At 66.6% G+C, this 15,582-nt stretch carries 10 protein-coding genes; 3 read left to right on the top strand and 7 right to left on the bottom strand.

Features of this window, described 5'->3' with window-relative positions:
- Positions 1 to 228 precede the first annotated feature (228 nt).
- Positions 229 to 3,747 (bottom strand): transcription-repair coupling factor, encoded by a 3,519-nt coding sequence (gene mfd / locus JQ633_RS20140; RefSeq protein WP_211986803.1) that lies wholly within the window; start codon positions 3,745 to 3,747, stop codon positions 229 to 231.
- Entirely contained in the window at positions 3,744 to 4,034 is a 291-nt protein-coding gene (locus JQ633_RS20135; RefSeq protein ID WP_211986802.1) for a succinate dehydrogenase assembly factor 2, read from the bottom strand. Before JQ633_RS20135 ends, mfd begins: the two co-directional genes overlap by 4 nt.
- 194 nt (positions 4,035 to 4,228) lie before the next feature.
- Here JQ633_RS20135 and recG point away from each other — a divergent pair, with 194 nt between their 5' ends.
- Positions 4,229 to 6,337, top strand: a complete 2,109-nt coding sequence (recG, locus tag JQ633_RS20130; RefSeq protein ID WP_211986801.1) for an ATP-dependent DNA helicase RecG — start codon at positions 4,229 to 4,231, stop codon at positions 6,335 to 6,337.
- A gap of 171 nt (positions 6,338 to 6,508) precedes the next feature.
- Here recG and JQ633_RS20125 read toward each other — a convergent pair whose 3' ends face one another.
- On the bottom strand, positions 6,509 to 7,285 hold the full coding sequence (locus JQ633_RS20125; RefSeq protein ID WP_211986800.1) for a DUF502 domain-containing protein: 777 nt from the start codon (positions 7,283 to 7,285) through the stop codon (positions 6,509 to 6,511).
- Positions 7,286 to 7,461: 176 nt separating this feature from the next.
- On the bottom strand, positions 7,462 to 9,288 hold the full coding sequence (glmS, locus tag JQ633_RS20120) for a glutamine--fructose-6-phosphate transaminase (isomerizing) (RefSeq protein WP_211986799.1): 1,827 nt from the start codon (positions 9,286 to 9,288) through the stop codon (positions 7,462 to 7,464).
- A 353-nt stretch (positions 9,289 to 9,641) separates the two neighbouring features.
- Here glmS and JQ633_RS20115 point away from each other — a divergent pair, with 353 nt between their 5' ends.
- Positions 9,642 to 10,859: a GGDEF domain-containing protein gene (locus tag JQ633_RS20115; protein WP_211986797.1), complete on the top strand. Its 1,218-nt coding sequence runs from the start codon at positions 9,642 to 9,644 to the stop codon at positions 10,857 to 10,859.
- 183 nt (positions 10,860 to 11,042) lie between these two features.
- On the opposite strand, the gene JQ633_RS20110 is transcribed toward JQ633_RS20115, so the two are convergent.
- From JQ633_RS20110 to glmU, 3 genes are all read right to left on the bottom strand, one after another.
- Positions 11,043 to 11,837 carry an adenylate/guanylate cyclase domain-containing protein gene (locus tag JQ633_RS20110; protein WP_211986796.1) on the bottom strand — a complete coding sequence of 265 codons (795 nt, stop codon included), beginning with the start codon at positions 11,835 to 11,837 and terminating at the stop codon, positions 11,043 to 11,045.
- Positions 11,838 to 12,045: 208 nt separating this feature from the next.
- Positions 12,046 to 12,303: a hypothetical protein gene (locus tag JQ633_RS20105; protein WP_211986795.1), complete on the bottom strand. Its 258-nt coding sequence runs from the start codon at positions 12,301 to 12,303 to the stop codon at positions 12,046 to 12,048.
- A gap of 297 nt (positions 12,304 to 12,600) precedes the next feature.
- The gene (glmU, locus tag JQ633_RS20100) at positions 12,601 to 13,959 is read right to left on the bottom strand and encodes a bifunctional UDP-N-acetylglucosamine diphosphorylase/glucosamine-1-phosphate N-acetyltransferase GlmU (RefSeq protein ID WP_211986794.1); all 1,359 of its coding nucleotides are present in this window, start codon (positions 13,957 to 13,959) and stop codon (positions 12,601 to 12,603) included.
- A gap of 170 nt (positions 13,960 to 14,129) precedes the next feature.
- Between glmU and JQ633_RS20095 the strand changes: the two genes are divergently transcribed.
- Positions 14,130 to 15,521, top strand: coding sequence for a hypothetical protein (locus tag JQ633_RS20095; RefSeq protein WP_211986793.1), 1,392 nt, complete (start codon positions 14,130 to 14,132; stop codon positions 15,519 to 15,521).
- The last annotated feature ends 61 nt before the right edge of the window (positions 15,522 to 15,582 follow it).

Below are 15,582 nucleotides of genomic sequence, written 5' to 3'. Positions count from 1 at the left end.
GAGATCTTGCTGCGTAGGGTGGGCAAAGGAGCGCAAGCGACGTGCCCACCATTCTTGCTGTGCAAGTGAAGGTGGGCACGCTGCGCTTTGCCCACCCTACAAGAGCACCCGTTCCCTCCCCTCGTCATTGCGGGGAGCGAAGCGCCGAAGCAATCCATCGAGCCGCATGCGGAGCGATGGATTGCTTCGCTTCGCTCGCAATGACGGCGTGGAAAGTTCAGCGAAACCTCACGCCGCCTTCTTGCTCACCGCGAGATTGGCAAGCTGGCGCAAGATCTCCGTCGTCCCGGCGAGCCGCTCTTCCGGCGTGTCCCATTCCTGCAGGAACACCACCTTCATGTCCGGCCGCACCTTGGCGGCCTGGCCGTGCTGGCGGATGAACGTCACCAACCGCTCCGGATGAGCAAAGCTGTTGTCGCGGAACGCGATCACCGCGCCCTTCGGGCCGGCGTCGACCTTCTCGACATTGGCGCGCCGACAATAGGCCTTGATCGCCGCGACCTTGAACAGATAGCGCACCTCGTCCGGCAGCACGCCGAACCGGTCGCGCATCTCGGCGGCGAAGCTGTCGATCTCCTCGTCGGTGTCGAGATCGGCGAGACGGCGATAGAGCGAGAGCCGCACGCTGAGATCGTTGACGTAGTCCTCCGGGATCAGCACCGGCATGCCGATGGTGATCTGCGGCGACCAGCGGTCGGCGGCGGGCTCGGCGACGCCGGCCTTGAGGTTGACGATCGCCTCTTCCAACATCGATTGGTACAGCTCGAAGCCGACTTCCTTGATGTGACCGGACTGCTCCTCGCCGAGCAGATTGCCGGCGCCGCGAATGTCGAGGTCGTGCGAGGCAAGCTGGAAACCGGCTCCCAGCGTCTCCAGCGATTGCAGCACCTTGAGCCGGCGCTCGGCCTGCGCGGTGATCTTCTGCTGCGCGGGCAGCGTGAACAGCGCATAGGCGCGCAGCTTGGAACGGCCGACGCGGCCGCGCAGCTGATAAAGTTGCGCGAGGCCGAACATGTCGGCGCGGTGCACGATCAGCGTGTTGGCGTTCGGGATGTCGAGACCCGACTCCACGATCGTGGTCGACAGCAGGATGTCGTATTTGCCGTCGTAGAACGCGGACATGATATCCTCGATCACGGTCGGCGGCATCTGGCCGTGGGCGACCGCGACCTTCATCTCCGGCACGTTCTTGTCGAGGAAATCCTTGACGCCGGCGAGGTCCTCGATGCGGGGCACGACGTAGAACGCCTGCCCGCCGCGATAGCGCTCGCGCAGCAGCGCCTCGCGGATCATCAACGGATCGTGCGGCGCGACGAAGGTGCGCACCGCCAGACGGTCGACCGGCGGCGATGCGATGATCGAGAGTTCGCGGACACCGGTCAGCGCCAGCTGCAGCGTGCGCGGGATCGGGGTTGCCGACAGCGTCAGCACGTGGACTTGGGCGCGGAGCTGCTTCAGCCGCTCCTTGTGGCTGACGCCGAAGTGCTGCTCCTCGTCGACGATGAGCAGGCCGAGGTCCTTGAACTTGATCGCCTTGCCGAGCAGCGCATGGGTGCCGACGACGATATCGACGCTGCCGTCGGCGAGCCCCTTCTTGGTCTGGTTCAACTCCTTGGTCGAGACCAGCCGCGAGGCCTGCGCGACGTTGACCGGAAAACCCTTGAACCGCTCGGTGAAGGTTCGGGAATGCTGACGCGCCAAGAGCGTCGTCGGCACCACGACCGCGACCTGCCTGCCCTCCAGCGCCACGGCGAAGGCCGCGCGCAGCGCCACCTCGGTCTTGCCGAAGCCGACGTCGCCGCAGATCAGCCGGTCCATCGGTCGGCCGATCTCGAGATCCTTCAGGGTCGAGGTGATCGCGCCGAGCTGGTCCTCGGTCTCCTCATAGGGGAAGCGCGCGCAGAACTCGTCATAGACATGCGGCTGCAGCGGGAATTTCGGTGCCTCGTGCAGTTGCCGCTCGGCGGCGATCTTGATCAGCTCGCCCGCGATCTGGCGGATGCGGTTCTTCAGCTTGGCCTTGCGCGCCTGCCAGCCGCCACCGCCAAGCCTATCGAGCTCGACATTGGCGCTGTCGGAGCCGTAGCGCGACAGCAGCTCGATGTTCTCGACCGGCAGGAAGAGCTTCGTCTCAGCGGCATAATGCAGCTCGAGGCAGTCATGCGGCGCGCCCGACACTTCCAGCGTCTGCAGCCCGACGAAGCGGCCGATGCCGTGCTCGACGTGGACGACGAGGTCGCCGGTCGCAAGGCTCGTCACCTCGGAGATGAAATTGTCGAGCTTGCGGCTCGCCTTGCGCGGCCGCACCAGGCGATCGCCGAGAATGTCCTGCTCGCTGATGACGGCGAATTCGTCGGTCTCGAAGCCGGACTCCATGCCGAGCACCGCGAGCATGGTCTCGTTGCGCGGCGTCGCCTGCACGATCCGCCAGGTGTTGACGCTGGTGGTGTTGAGCAGCTTGTGGTCGCGCAGCATCGCGCCCATTCGGTCGCGCGAGCCCTCGCTCCACAGCGCGATCACCACCTTCTTGCGCTGGCTCTGCAGCGCGCCGACGTGGCCGACCACGGCCTCGAACACGTTGACATTGCTGTCGGCACGCTCCGGCGCGAAATTGCGGCCAGCCCGTGCGCCGGCATCGAACACGTCGTTTGAGCCTTCGGGCACCGCGAACGGCGTCAGCCGCGCCACCGGCAGTTCGCCGAGCAGCTTGGTCCATTCGGTGTCGGTCAGATAGAGCTTGTCCACCGGCAGCGGCTTGTAGATCGCGCCGCCGCCCGGATGCTCCAGCGCCTCGCGCCGCGCCTCGTAATAGTCCGCGATCTGGGTGAAGCGCTCGCGCGCGGCGTCCTCGCCCTGCGGCTCGATCGCGACGGTGGCGCCATCGAGATAGTCGAACAGCGTGTCCATCCGCTCCTGGAACAGCGGCAGCCAGTGCTCCATGCCGGGGTGGCGCCGTCCCTCGGAGACCGCTTCATACAATTGGTCGTCGCGCTGCGGCGCGCCGAACGCCGCGACATAACCCATGCGGAAGCGGCGGATGGTCTCGGTGGTGAGCTGGAATTCCGACACCGGCACCAGATCGAGGCCGCGCATGTCGAGCAGCGTGCGCTGCGTCTCGGCATCGAAGGTGCGGATCGACTCCAGCGAGTCGCCGAAGAAGTCGAACCGCACCGGCTGCTCGAGGCCGGCCGGAAACAGGTCGAGGATGCCGCCGCGCACGGCGTATTCGCCGGGCTCGCGCACGGTGGACGAGCGCGTGTAGCCGTTGTGCTCGAGCCAGGCGACGACGGAATCCATCGGCACCACATTGCCCGGCGCGACCGACAGCGCCTGCGCTGCGACCTGCTCGCGCGCCGGCACCCGCTGCACCGCCGCGTTCACGGTGGTGAGCACGATCAGCGGCTTGTCGCTGCCGACGAGGCGCGACAGCTTCGCCAGGGTGGTCAGGCGCTGCGCCAGGATGCCGGCATGCGGCGAGACGCGGTCATAGGGCTGGCAGTCCCACGCCGGGATCTGCATCACGGCGATATCGGGTGCGAAGAACTCGATCGCGCGGGCGAGCTGCTGCATCCGCGCGCCGTCGCGGCAGACCACGGCAAGGCTGACCGCCGGCCGTTTCGGCTTGGCCGCGATCGCGCGCGCGAGGTCGGTGATGACCAGTCCCTCGGCGCCCTCGGCGACGTTAGCGATGGTCAGCACGCGGCCCGGCGCCAGCAGCGCCGCCGGTGATTTGGCAGGCTGTTTCATGCGCCGTGATCCGCCACCCGGAACGCCTTGATGCGGGCAAACAGCGCGGTGACGTGCTCGGCCGGCAGCACCTTGTCGCCGGTCAGCGCGGCATAAAGGTCGGGATCGGGCACCTCGATCAGCTGCTCGAGCTCGCCGAGTTCCTGATCGGTCAGGTCGGAGATCGTCGCATCGGCGAAGCGCCCGAGGATCAGGTCCATTTCCCGGGTGCCGCGATGCCAGCAGCGAAACAAAAGCCGCTTGCGGCGGTCATCGAGCCCGTTGCTCGACCGTGTCGATCCCGTCATGTCCCAAATCCATCGAACGCCGAAAGCCCGGACGTGCCGGGCGGGGCTTGATATAGCGACGGCTGCGGCCGATGTCAGCCCTCATCTGCCGCATACCGTCATTGCCGGGCTTGACCCGGCAATCCATCCTCTTTTGAACATGGGGGGCGCGGGTCCGGCCCGTGCATGACGTGAGTCGCGTCCAAAGGACCCCGATGCGCCCCAGCCTGCTCAATCCGCTGTTTGCCCCGGTCACGACGCTGTCGGGCGTCGGGCCGAAGCAGGACAAGCTATTGCGCTATCTGCTCGACCGCAGCGAGACGCCGCGGCTGGTGGATCTCTTGCTGCATCTGCCGGCCAGCGTGATCGACCGCCGCGCGCGGCCGAAGATCCGCGACGCCGCGGTGGGAACCATGGTGACGCTGGAGGTCACGGTCGACCGCCACCGCCCGCCGCCGCCGCGCAATGCGCGCGCGCCCTATCTCGTCTACGCCAGCGACGACACCGGCGATGTCGTGCTGACCTACTTCCGCAGCCCGCCCGGCTTTGTCGAGAAATTGCTCCCGGTCGGCGAGAAGCGCTACGTCTCCGGCACGCTCGCGATGTATGACGGCATCCCGCAGATCGTGCATCCCGACCGCGTCATCGACGAGGCCGGCTTTGCAAAACTCTCCGGCATCGATCCCGTCTATCCCCTGACCGAGGGCCTTGCGATCGGCTCGCTCCGCCGTGCCATCGCGCAGGCACTGACCAAATTGCCGGAGTTGCCGGAATGGATCAGCCCCGAGGTGCTGCGCCGCTGCAATTTTCCGCCGATCCGGGAAGCGTTGACCCGGGTGCACGTGCCGGTTGAGCTCACCGACATCCTGCCGGACGGTCCGTTCTGGTCGCGGCTCGCGTTCGACGAGTTGCTTGCCGGCCAGCTCGCGCTGGCGCTGATCCGCGCCACGCTGCGCCGCCCCGCCGGCGTGCGCAATGCCGGCGACGGCCATCTGCGCAGCAAGATCATCGATGCCCTGCCCTATGCGCTGACGAAATCGCAACGCGATGCGGTCGCCGCGATCACCGAGGATTTGCGCCAGCCGGTGCGGATGCTGCGACTGGTGCAGGGCGATGTCGGCTCCGGCAAGACCGTGGTCGCGCTGCTCGCGGCCGCCGCGGTCGCGGAAGCCGGCAAGCAGGCCGCGCTGATGGCGCCGACGGAAATCCTGGCGCGTCAGCACATCAAGACCATCGCGCCGCTCGCCGAGCACGCCGGCATGCAGGTCGCGATCCTCACCGGCCGCGAAAAGGGCAAGGAGCGCCGCGAACTGCTGGCACGGCTCGAGGCCGGCGAGATCGATCTGTTGGTCGGCACTCATGCGCTGATCCAGGACGACGTGATCTACAAGGATCTCGCGCTCGCCGTCGTCGACGAGCAGCACCGCTTCGGCGTGCGCGAGCGGCTTGCGCTGACCTCCAAAGGGGAAGCCGTCGACGTGCTGGTGCTGAGCGCAACCCCGATCCCGCGCACCCTTGTGCTCACGTACTTCGGCGACATGGACGTCTCCGAGCTGCGCGAAAAGCCCGCCGGCCGCCAGCCGATCGAAACCCGGACCATATCGATGAGCCGGATCGAGGACGTGATGGATGGCGTGGGCCGCGCGCTCGGCGCCGGCAAGCTGGCCTACTGGATCTGTCCACTCGTCGATGAGTCCGAGGCCGAAGGCACCGAGCATCTCACCAACGCCACCGAGCGCTTCGAGTCGCTACGGAAGCGGTTCGGCGACAAGGTCGGCCTCGTCCATGGCCAGATGAAGGGTGCCGAGAAGGATCGCGTGATGGCGCAGTTCGCCGCGCACGAGATCCAGCTGCTGGTCGCAACCACCGTCGTCGAGGTCGGCGTCGACGTGCCGGCCGCGACCATCATGGTGATCGAGAACGCCGAACGTTTCGGACTCGCGCAACTGCATCAGCTGCGCGGCCGCATCGGCCGCGGCTCCGAAGCCTCGACCTGCCTCTTGCTCTACAAGGAGCCGCTCGGCGAGATGTCGAAAGCCCGCCTCAAGGTGATCCGCGAGACCACCGACGGCTTCCGGATCGCAGAGGAGGACCTGAAACTGCGCGGCGAAGGCGACGTGCTCGGCATCCGCCAGAGCGGCCTGCCCGGCTACCGCATCGCCCGCTCCGACGTGCACGCCCAGTTGATCACGCAAGCCCGCGACGAGGCGCTGCGCATCCTGAAGGACAATCCGAAGCTGAAGGGCGAGCGCGGCGAAGCCCTGCGCTGCCTGCTCTACCTCTACGAACGCGATGAAGCCGTGCCGCTGATCGGGGCGGGGTAACTCGATGCACCGCCGCGATACGCAACGCGCGCAAGCGTGAGTCCCGTCACCCTGAGGAGCGCGCAGCGCGTCTCGAAGGGTCGACGGCCACCAGCCGGGCCGTGCATCCTTCGAGACACGCGCAAGAGCGCGCTCCTCAGGATGACGGTGAGATAAGGTGATCGCCCCCCGTCACTCCACCTTCGCCGATGCGGCGGGCTGCAGCGAGGCGGCTTGGTTGGCGATGCGGGCGGCGTTGGCCATGCCGGCGAGCGCGGCGGCGCGCTTCTGGTCAGCGGCGCCCGGCTGCACCACGCCGGCCGACATGATCAGCGTCGCAGCATCCTCGGTGCTCATCTCGATCTCGATGATCTTGCTCTTCGGCACGTAGAAGAAGAAGCCGGTGGTCGGGTTCGGCGCGCACGGCAGGAACACCGAAATATGTTCTTCCGCTCCCGGCAGGCTCGCCGCGAGCTCGGGGCTCGGCGCCTGCGAGATCAGGACGATCGACCACATTCCCGGCGAGGGAAACTCGACCAGGCCGACGCGGCGGAAGCTCGAGCCGTTGCCGGAGAACAGCGTCTCGAACACCTGCTTGAGGCCGCGATAGATCGCGCGCACTGCCGGAATCCGTCCGAGCAGCCGTTCGCCGAGATCGACCAGCGTCCGACCGATCAGGTTGGCGGTGAGGAAACCGAGCAGCGTCAGCGCGATCACGGCGACGATCAGGCCGGAACCCGGCAGCCCGAACGGCAGATAGGTTTCCGGCCGGTACGCGGTCGGCACGAACGGGCGGACCAGATTGTCGACCCAGTTCACGAACCACCAGGTCAGATACAGCGTGATCGCAACCGGCCCGGCCACCACGAGGCCGGTCAGGAAATAGTTGCGAAACCGCGCCATAAGCCCGCGGGGGGCATCCGGAGGCAGATCACCCGGCGTCACGGGGGGCACTTGATTGGACGTCATTGCGGTTCCAGGTCGTCCCAGCGAGCGTAATCGAGCGCATGCCCGGCAAAGTGTTCAGCGGCTTTCCGAAAAGATCATGCGCAAACAACAGGCTAAAGCGCGATCTTGATCGCGCTCCAAACAGCTAAGCCATCCTAGCAGCTTTTTGAAGGGCTGCGTGATGTCGTCACTTGCGACTATTCGACCGTGACCGATTTCGCCAGGTTCCTGGGCTGGTCGACGTCCGTGCCCATTACGACGGCAGTATGATAGGCGAGCAGCTGCACCGGCACCGCGTAGACCATCGGCGCGAAGGTCGCCCCCATGTCGGGCATCACGATGGTCACCAGCGACTGGATGGTCGCCTCCGCCGCGCCCTTGGCGTCGGTCATCAGGATGATCTTGCCGCCGCGGGCCGCGACCTCCTGCATGTTGGAGACGGTCTTCTCGAACACCTTGTCGTAAGGCGCGATCACCACCACCGGCATGTGCTCGTCGATCAGCGCGATTGGGCCGTGCTTGAGCTCACCGGCGGCGTAGCCCTCGGCGTGGATGTAGGAGATTTCCTTCAGCTTCAGCGCGCCCTCCAGCGCCAGCGGATAGCTGGTGCCGCGGCCGAGATAGAGCACGTCGCGCGATTTCGAGATCTCACGCGCCAGCTTTTCGATCTGCGGCTCCGACATCAGCGCCTGCGACATCAGGCGCGGAATTTCGACCAGGGAGTGCACCAGCTTGGTCTCGTCCTCGGCGGACAGTTCGCCGCGCGCCTTGCCGGCGGCGACCGCGAGCGAGGCCAGCACCATCAGCTGGCAGGTGAACGCCTTGGTCGAGGCGACGCCGATCTCGGGACCGGCCAGCGTCTGCAGCACGGTCTCGCTCTCGCGCGCAATCGTCGAGGTCGGCACGTTGACGACGGAGAGCGTATGCGCGCCCTGCGCCTTGGCGTAGCGCAGCGCCGCCAGCGTGTCGGCGGTCTCGCCGGACTGCGAGATGAAGACCGCAAGGTCGCCCTTGCGCAGCGGCGCCTCGCGGTAGCGGAATTCGGACGCGACATCGAGCTCGACCGGCAGCCGCGCCAGCCGCTCCAGCCAGTATTTGGCGACGAAGCCGGCATAGCTCGCGGTGCCGCAGGCGGTGATCGAGACGCGCTGGATGTCCTTGAAGTCGAACGGCAGCTTCACCGGCATGGTGACGCGCTCGGTCGCCATGTCGACGTAGCGGGCGAGCGTATGGCCGACCACTTCCGGCTGCTCGTGGATTTCCTTGGCCATGAAGTGGCGGTAGTTGGCCTTGTCGACCAGCGCGGTGGCCGTCGAGTGCTTGATCGCCTCGCGGTGGACAATCGCATTGTCCTTATCGAAGATGGTGGCGCCGTTGCGGTTCAGCACCACCCAGTCGCCGTCCTCGAGATAGCTGATCGTATCGGTGAACGGCCCGAGCGCGATCGCGTCCGAGCCGAGATACATCTCGCCTTCGCCGTGGCCGATCGCGAGCGGCGGGCCGTTGCGGGCGCCGATCATCAGATCGTCCTCGCCTGAGAAGATGAAGCCGAGCGCGAACGCGCCGCGCAGCTGCGACAGCACCGCCCGCACCGCCTCGACCGGCGCGACGCCGCCCTTGAGCAGATTGTCGACGAGATGCACCACGACCTCGGTGTCGGTCTCGGTGGAGAACACCGCGCCCTTGGCTTCGAGCCCTTCGCGCAGTTCGCGGAAATTCTCGATGATGCCGTTATGCACGACCGCCACGCGCTCGGTGGCGTGCGGATGCGCGTTGTTCTCGGTCGGACGGCCGTGCGTGGCCCAGCGGGTGTGGCCGATGCCGGTATGGCCGCCGAGCGGCTTGGCCTCGAGCCGAGCCTCCAGATTCTTCAGCTTGCCCTCGGCGCGGCGGCGCGCCAGCGAGCCGTTCTCCAGCGTGGCGACACCCGCGGAATCGTAGCCGCGATACTCCAGCCGCTTGAGTGAATCCACCAATTGCTCCGCGACCGGAGCGCGTCCAAGAATGCCGACGATGCCGCACATGCGGTTCAATGTCCCCAAATCGCCGAAAATTTGCCAAGGCGGCGACACGGTCCCTTAACGGGAATCGCCCGCCGCAAGATACTCAATAATTATTGCCGATTGCGACAGTCTTAAGCGGCGAGATCGATGCGAAAGACTGGTTAACCCGGGCTAACCATTTCGGCGAAACCGCGTCAACTCGTATCCACTAAAGCACGCTGCGGCGTCAGCCTCCCGGCCGCGGTCACGCGCCAACGCATGATCCGATTGGCGAGCGTCAACCTTTTCGAGAACACAGAATCGACCACCCACCGCAATTCATCAACACGGCATTAACGGCTTTCGGCGAGGGTGCCCCGTCCGGAGGTAGCCCGATGCACACTGCGCATGATCGCGAGGCCCGTCGTCTCGACAAGCTTGCGGAACTCGACATCCTCGACACGCCGCGCGAGCTTGCCTTTGATCGCCTGACCACACTGACCCGCAAGATCTTCCGCGTTCCGATGTCGACGCTGACCTTCATCGACGGTCACCGGCAATGGGTCAAGGCCGCCGACGGGCTGGACTTGCGCGAGACCGACCGCCGGCCGGCGCCGTGCAATGTCACGATCGCGCTGGATGACCCGCTGGTGGTCCACGACATGCTGCTCGACCCGCGCTTCGCGGACAACATCTTCGTGCGCGGCGCGCCCTTCGTTCGCTTCTATGCCGGCGCGCAGATCAAGGTAGCCGGCGTCGTGGTCGGCAGCCTGTGCGCCATCGACACCCGCCCCCGCGAGGACTTCGACACTGAGGCGACCGCCATTCTGGTCGATCTCGCCGCGATCGCCGGCGACGAATTGCAACTGCGGAACTTGTCCATGCTGGACAGCCTCACCGGCACCTCGTCGCGGCGCGCCTTCCGCAGCGAGGGCGAGCGGCTGACCTCGCTGGCGGGGCGGCACGCCAGTCCCCTTGCCTGCGCGGTGCTCGACGTCGACCACTTCAAGCAGGTCAACGATCGCTACGGACACGCGGTCGGCGACATGGTGCTGGCGGCGGTCGCGGATACGGCGCGCAGCTCGCTGCGCGGCTCCGACGTCATCGGCCGCCTCGGCGGTGAGGAATTCGGCGTCCTGCTGCCGCACACGAGACTCGACCAGGCGATGGGTGTGCTGGAGAAAGTGCGCGCGGCGATCGCCGCAACGCGGATCGATACGCCGGCCGGCACGATCGGCGTCACCTGCAGCCTCGGCGGCGCTGTGCTCTCGCCCGGCCAGTGTTTCGACGACATACTGCGCAACGCCGACCTTGCGATGTACGGCGCCAAGCAGGCCGGCCGCAACCAGGCGCTGGCCTGGGTCGATCCGGCGCCGTCGATCGCGCCGACGGCGCGGCGCGTGTTCAAGGCCGGCACGATCAGCTTCAACGCCGGCCATTCCACCGTCAATTGTACAGTGCGCGGCCTGTCGCGCGATAGCGCGACGATCGAGGTGATCTCGACCTCGGGCATTCCCGAGCAGTTCAAGCTCGCGATCGCCGCCGATGCATTGTCGCGGGCCTGCCGCATCACCGCCAAGGCCGACAACCGGATCGAGGTCGCGTTCACTTGAGACCGCCCACGGCGTCGTCCCGGCGAAAGCCGGGACCCATAACCACAGGGGCAGGTTGTTGGAGCGAACTGTGGCTCCAGCGTTGCGCAACAATAACCTTCGGTGGTTATGGGTCCCGGCTTTCGCCGGGACGACGGGTGGGAGATAGTCGCGCGATAGCGCGACCATCCACTCGACCACGCCTCAATGTTCGACCCGGTAGAGACGCCATCGCTCCGGCACGCCCTTGAGCTGATGCGTGCCGCGATCCTTGAAGCGGATTCCGGGATCCGACATCAGGTCCTTGACCGCGCTCGAGACCAGCACCTCGCCGGCACGCGCCTTCGCGGCGACGCGCGCGCCGATGTGAAACGCAAGACCGATGACCTCGGCGCCGCTGACCTTGTATTCGCCCGCGTGCAGTCCGACCCTGATCTCCAGCCCCAGCGTGCGCACCGCCTCGCGGATCGCGGCCGCGCAACGGATCCCGGCAACCGGCGCGCCGAACGTCGCCAGCACTCCGTCGCCCGTCGTCACCACCTCCTTGCCGCGCAACGCCTTCAGCTCCCGGCGGACCGCGGCGTAGTAGTGGTTCATCACCTGCGCCCAGCGCGAGTCGCCGAGCCGCGCGGCCTTTTCGGTGGAGCGCACGATATCGACGAACAGAATGGTGGCGAGCGCGTGCTTGAGCTCCGCGCTTCGATCGGCAGTCCGGCGCCGGTTGGCGATGTTTCCGATCAGCGGTTCATAGCGATGGCTGCGGCGCCGCGAGATCGCGGCCTTCGTATAGTCCTGGGCGCGCTCCACCGTGCGGCACCGAATTGTTTTGTCCCTCGGAGGCTGCGTCCAGTAGACCTTTCGCCCCGCTCCAGCGCCATGAACCTCCACGGCGCCCCACTTCAGGAAGACCGTCGAGCCGACCCGGCGAATGCACCATGCCTTTGACGTGTATCCAGAAACGTTCGACTGATGGACTCCGATGCGAAGGAATTTGGGCATGAGCGTCGGGCCAATCGACAGACCGTTGGGGTCAATCCGGGTAAAGCGTAGTCATACATGCCCGCGTTGGCAACATTGTCGCGACAATGTTTAGCGCAACACGCACACGGGAGAACTCGCCACCGAACAGCGTCGTGAGCATGCGATCGTGTCGAAGTCGTGCGCCGTTATCCGCGACCTGCGCGCGAGTTGGATCGGAGGCCGCCGATCACGCGGCACAGTTCTCGCGTTCCGCGAGAGCAGCCTCGATCCGCCGCACGACGGCCGCGGTAGGTTGCCCCGCCTTTTTCAGTTGGCGAAGTTCGTTCCAGAGGCGGATCACCTTTCGCTGCCGATCGACATCGGCGGCGTCCGGATTTGTGGCGTGCGAATTGTTGGTGTGCATGTCGTCGCACTCGCGCTTGCGTATCGCCAGCACCTTGGAACATAACGGGAACGATTTGTCAAGCGTTTGCGGCGAAGGCATTTCTCTTTATCGGAATATCAGTGGATGGTCGGGGCCGTTTCATTCGATCGAGGGCTCTGCGCATCCCACCCACTGCCGTCATCGCCCGGCTTGACCGGGCGATCCAGTACGCCGCGGCCCCTCGGCTTAATCACCGCGGCCTCTGGAATACTGGATCACCCGGTCAAGCCGGGTGATGACACCGCGTTGTGGGGCATGCGATCGGGCAACAATGCCGCCCACAACCGACTTTAGTAGTTATGGGTGCTGGCTTTCGCCAGGACGACGAGCTTGGAAAGCACAGCGCCAGCGCGCCCCTCACTTCCCCTTCTTCGCCTTCTCCTTCAGCTTCACCTCGCGATAGCGCGCGGCCCCGCCTTCGCGGATCATCTGCTGGGCGCGCTCGACCGACAGCGCGTCGTCAGGCACGTTCTTGGTGATGACCGAGCCCGAGCCGATATAGGCGCCCTTGCCGATGGTCACCGGGGCCACCAGCGACGAATTGGTGCCAATGAAGGCGCCCTCGCCGATCAGCGTCTTGTGCTTGAGGAAGCCGTCATAGTTGCAGGTGATGGTGCCGGCGCCGAGATTGGCACTGGCGCCGACATGGGCATCGCCGACATAGGACAGGTGATTGACCTTGGCACCGGCCTCGATCACGGCCGACTTGGTCTCGACGAAATTGCCGATCTTGGCGCCGTCGCCGAGCGAGCTGCCGGGCCGCATCCGCGCATAGGGACCGACCAGGGCCTTCTTGCCGATCGTCGACTGGATCATGTGCGTGAACGAATGGATCACGGCGCCGTCGTCGATGGTGACGCCAGGACCGATCACCACGAACGGCTCGATGGTGACGTCCTTGCCGAACTTGGTATCGGCGGCGAGAAAGACGGTCTCCGGCGCGATCATCGTCACGCCGGCCTCGAGCGCGGCCTTGCGCAGCCGCGCCTGCATCACGGCCTCGGCTTCGGCGAGTTGCGTCTTGGTGTTGATGCCGCGCACTTCGTCTTCGCTGGTCTCGATCACGACGGCCTCCAGTCCGAGATCCCTGACCATGCCGACGGCATCGGTCAGATAATATTCACCCTTGGCGTTGGCGTTGCCGATCTTCTCGATGATCGCCAGCGCTCCCTTGCCATCGAATGCCATCACGCCGGCATTGCACAGCGTGATCTTGCGCTCTTCCGCGCTGGCGTCGGCCTGCTCGCGGATCGCGACCAGCCGGCCGTTCTCGACCACGAGGCGGCCGTAGCCGGTCGGGTCGGCGGCATGGAAACCGAGCACCGCCAGCGCCGCGCCTTGCTGCAGTGGCGCGCGCATCCGCGCGAACGTCTCGGCCGAGATCAGCGGGGTATCGCCGAACGCGATCAGCAGGTCGTCGGCGCCGCGTGCGATCGCCTCGCGCGCGGCGAGCACCGCATGGGCGGTGCCGAGCCGCTCGTGCTGCACGAAGATCTGCGCATCGGAGCGCACCCGGCGCGCCTCGTTGGCGACGGCGTCATGGTCCGGACCGATCACCACTGCAAGCTGCGATCCCTCGCCCGCAGCAGCGGCGCCCAGCACATGCGCCAGCAGCGACTGCCCGGCGATCTGGTGCAGCACCTTCGGCAGCGACGAGCGCATCCGTGTGCCCTCGCCGGCCGCAAGCACCACCGTCAGGCTCGATCGTGCAGTCATTCGCAATCCTCAAGGTCTCGCGCAGCACTCTGCGCCGGGCCGTCTTAATTGTTTTCCCCGGGAGAAGAAACCTTCTCGCCTCCGTGACGCCCCGGATTCAAGTTCCCGGTCCAAATCCTGTTAATCTTTACGCTGTGATTCGGCGGGCCTTGAGGAGGGCCAAGCAGGCTTTGGCCAAAGATCCCGACAAGCTTGCGGCGGATTTCGACGCTGAAGGCAGCGGCCTTCTGGCTGAGGAGGAGGCTTTCGACCGCCGCTTGCTGTGGCGGCTCGGCTCGTGGGGTCTGGGCGCCGTCGGCGCCGTCACCATCGCCGTGATGGCCAACCAGTCCGCATTGACGTTGAAGCGCGATCAGGTCGCGGCCGTCGACATCGCACGCCAGGCCCAGCAGTTGCAGACGCTGGCCAAGGACAGCCACAACGAGGCGCGCCGGCTCGCGGCAGCGATCGATACGCTCAACGGCGACCGCGACCGGCTCTATTCGCGCGTCACCTCGCTGGAACAAGGCCTCGACTCCGTGACCGGCACAGTCGCCAAACAGGTGACGGCGCCTGCGCCGACCGCAACGGCCGTGGCAGCGGCGCCTGCTGCCTTGCCGGCGGCTCCCGCCAGTTCGCCTCCCGCCATCGCGCCGCCGGCCCTCGCCCCGGTCGCAACCACGCCGTCGGCGACGTCATCGGATAGACCCGCGGCACCCGACAAGGCATCCGCGTCCATCGACAGCAAGGCGTCCGGAGCGGCCGAGAAGCCATCGGCGGTCGCCGAAAGGCCGGTTGCCGCCGATAAGAAATCCGCCGCGACCAAGCCTCAGGCCGCGTCCGAGAGACTGGCGCCAGAGAGCGCGCCGCCGGTCTCGGGCGCTGCCGCCGCATCGATTGCGAGCCCGATGACCGCCGCTGCGGCCGGTGCCGACGAGCCCAAGATTGTCGCGCCGGCGCCGCCGGTCGCTGAGAAGCCGGTCACGGACAAGCCGGTGCTGGCGATGGCTGATCCGGCGGCCGGCAAGCCGACCGAGCCGGTCAAGGCGCCGACCGCCAGCGATGTATCCGCTGCGCCGATCCCGCCGCTGGTGATTACCCCCGATCCGGACTCCGAGATCGAGGACGACGCCGGCGCGCCGAAGGCGCAGATCCAGCGCACTGAATTTGGCATCGACCTCGGCACCGCGAACTCGGTCAACGGGCTGCGCGCGCTGTGGCGCGGGCTGCTCAAGTCGAAGTCCAACGCGCCGCTCGCCGCGCTGCGGCCGATCATCGTGATCAAGGAGAGCACCAGCGGGCTCGGCATGCAGCTCCGCCTCGTGGCCGGGCCGCTGAACGATGCCGGGACCGCGGCCAAGATCTGCGCCGGCCTGAGCCTGAACCAGCGGACCTGCGAGACCGCGATCTATGACGGCCAGCGACTTTCCCTGAAGAACGACGATCCGCCCGCCGCCGGCCGGCCGGCGCACCGGCGGGCCGCGCCGCGGCGGGCCGTCGCGCCTCCGCCGCCGCCGGTTGCCGAGGAGAAGAAGCCGGAGCCGACGACGTTCTCCTCGATGTTCCGGCGGAACGGCCAATGATCATGCAAGGCAAAGCGTTGCGGCCAGATTCTCAACCGGATTCGCTGCCCTAGCCGGAGCT

This window comes from Bradyrhizobium tropiciagri, from assembly GCF_018130505.1.
In the GTDB taxonomy this organism is placed as follows: domain Bacteria; phylum Pseudomonadota; class Alphaproteobacteria; order Rhizobiales; family Xanthobacteraceae; genus Bradyrhizobium; species Bradyrhizobium tropiciagri_B.
Note: the sequence above shows the minus strand (reverse complement) of the source record. Positions and strands in the feature narration are given on the sequence as shown.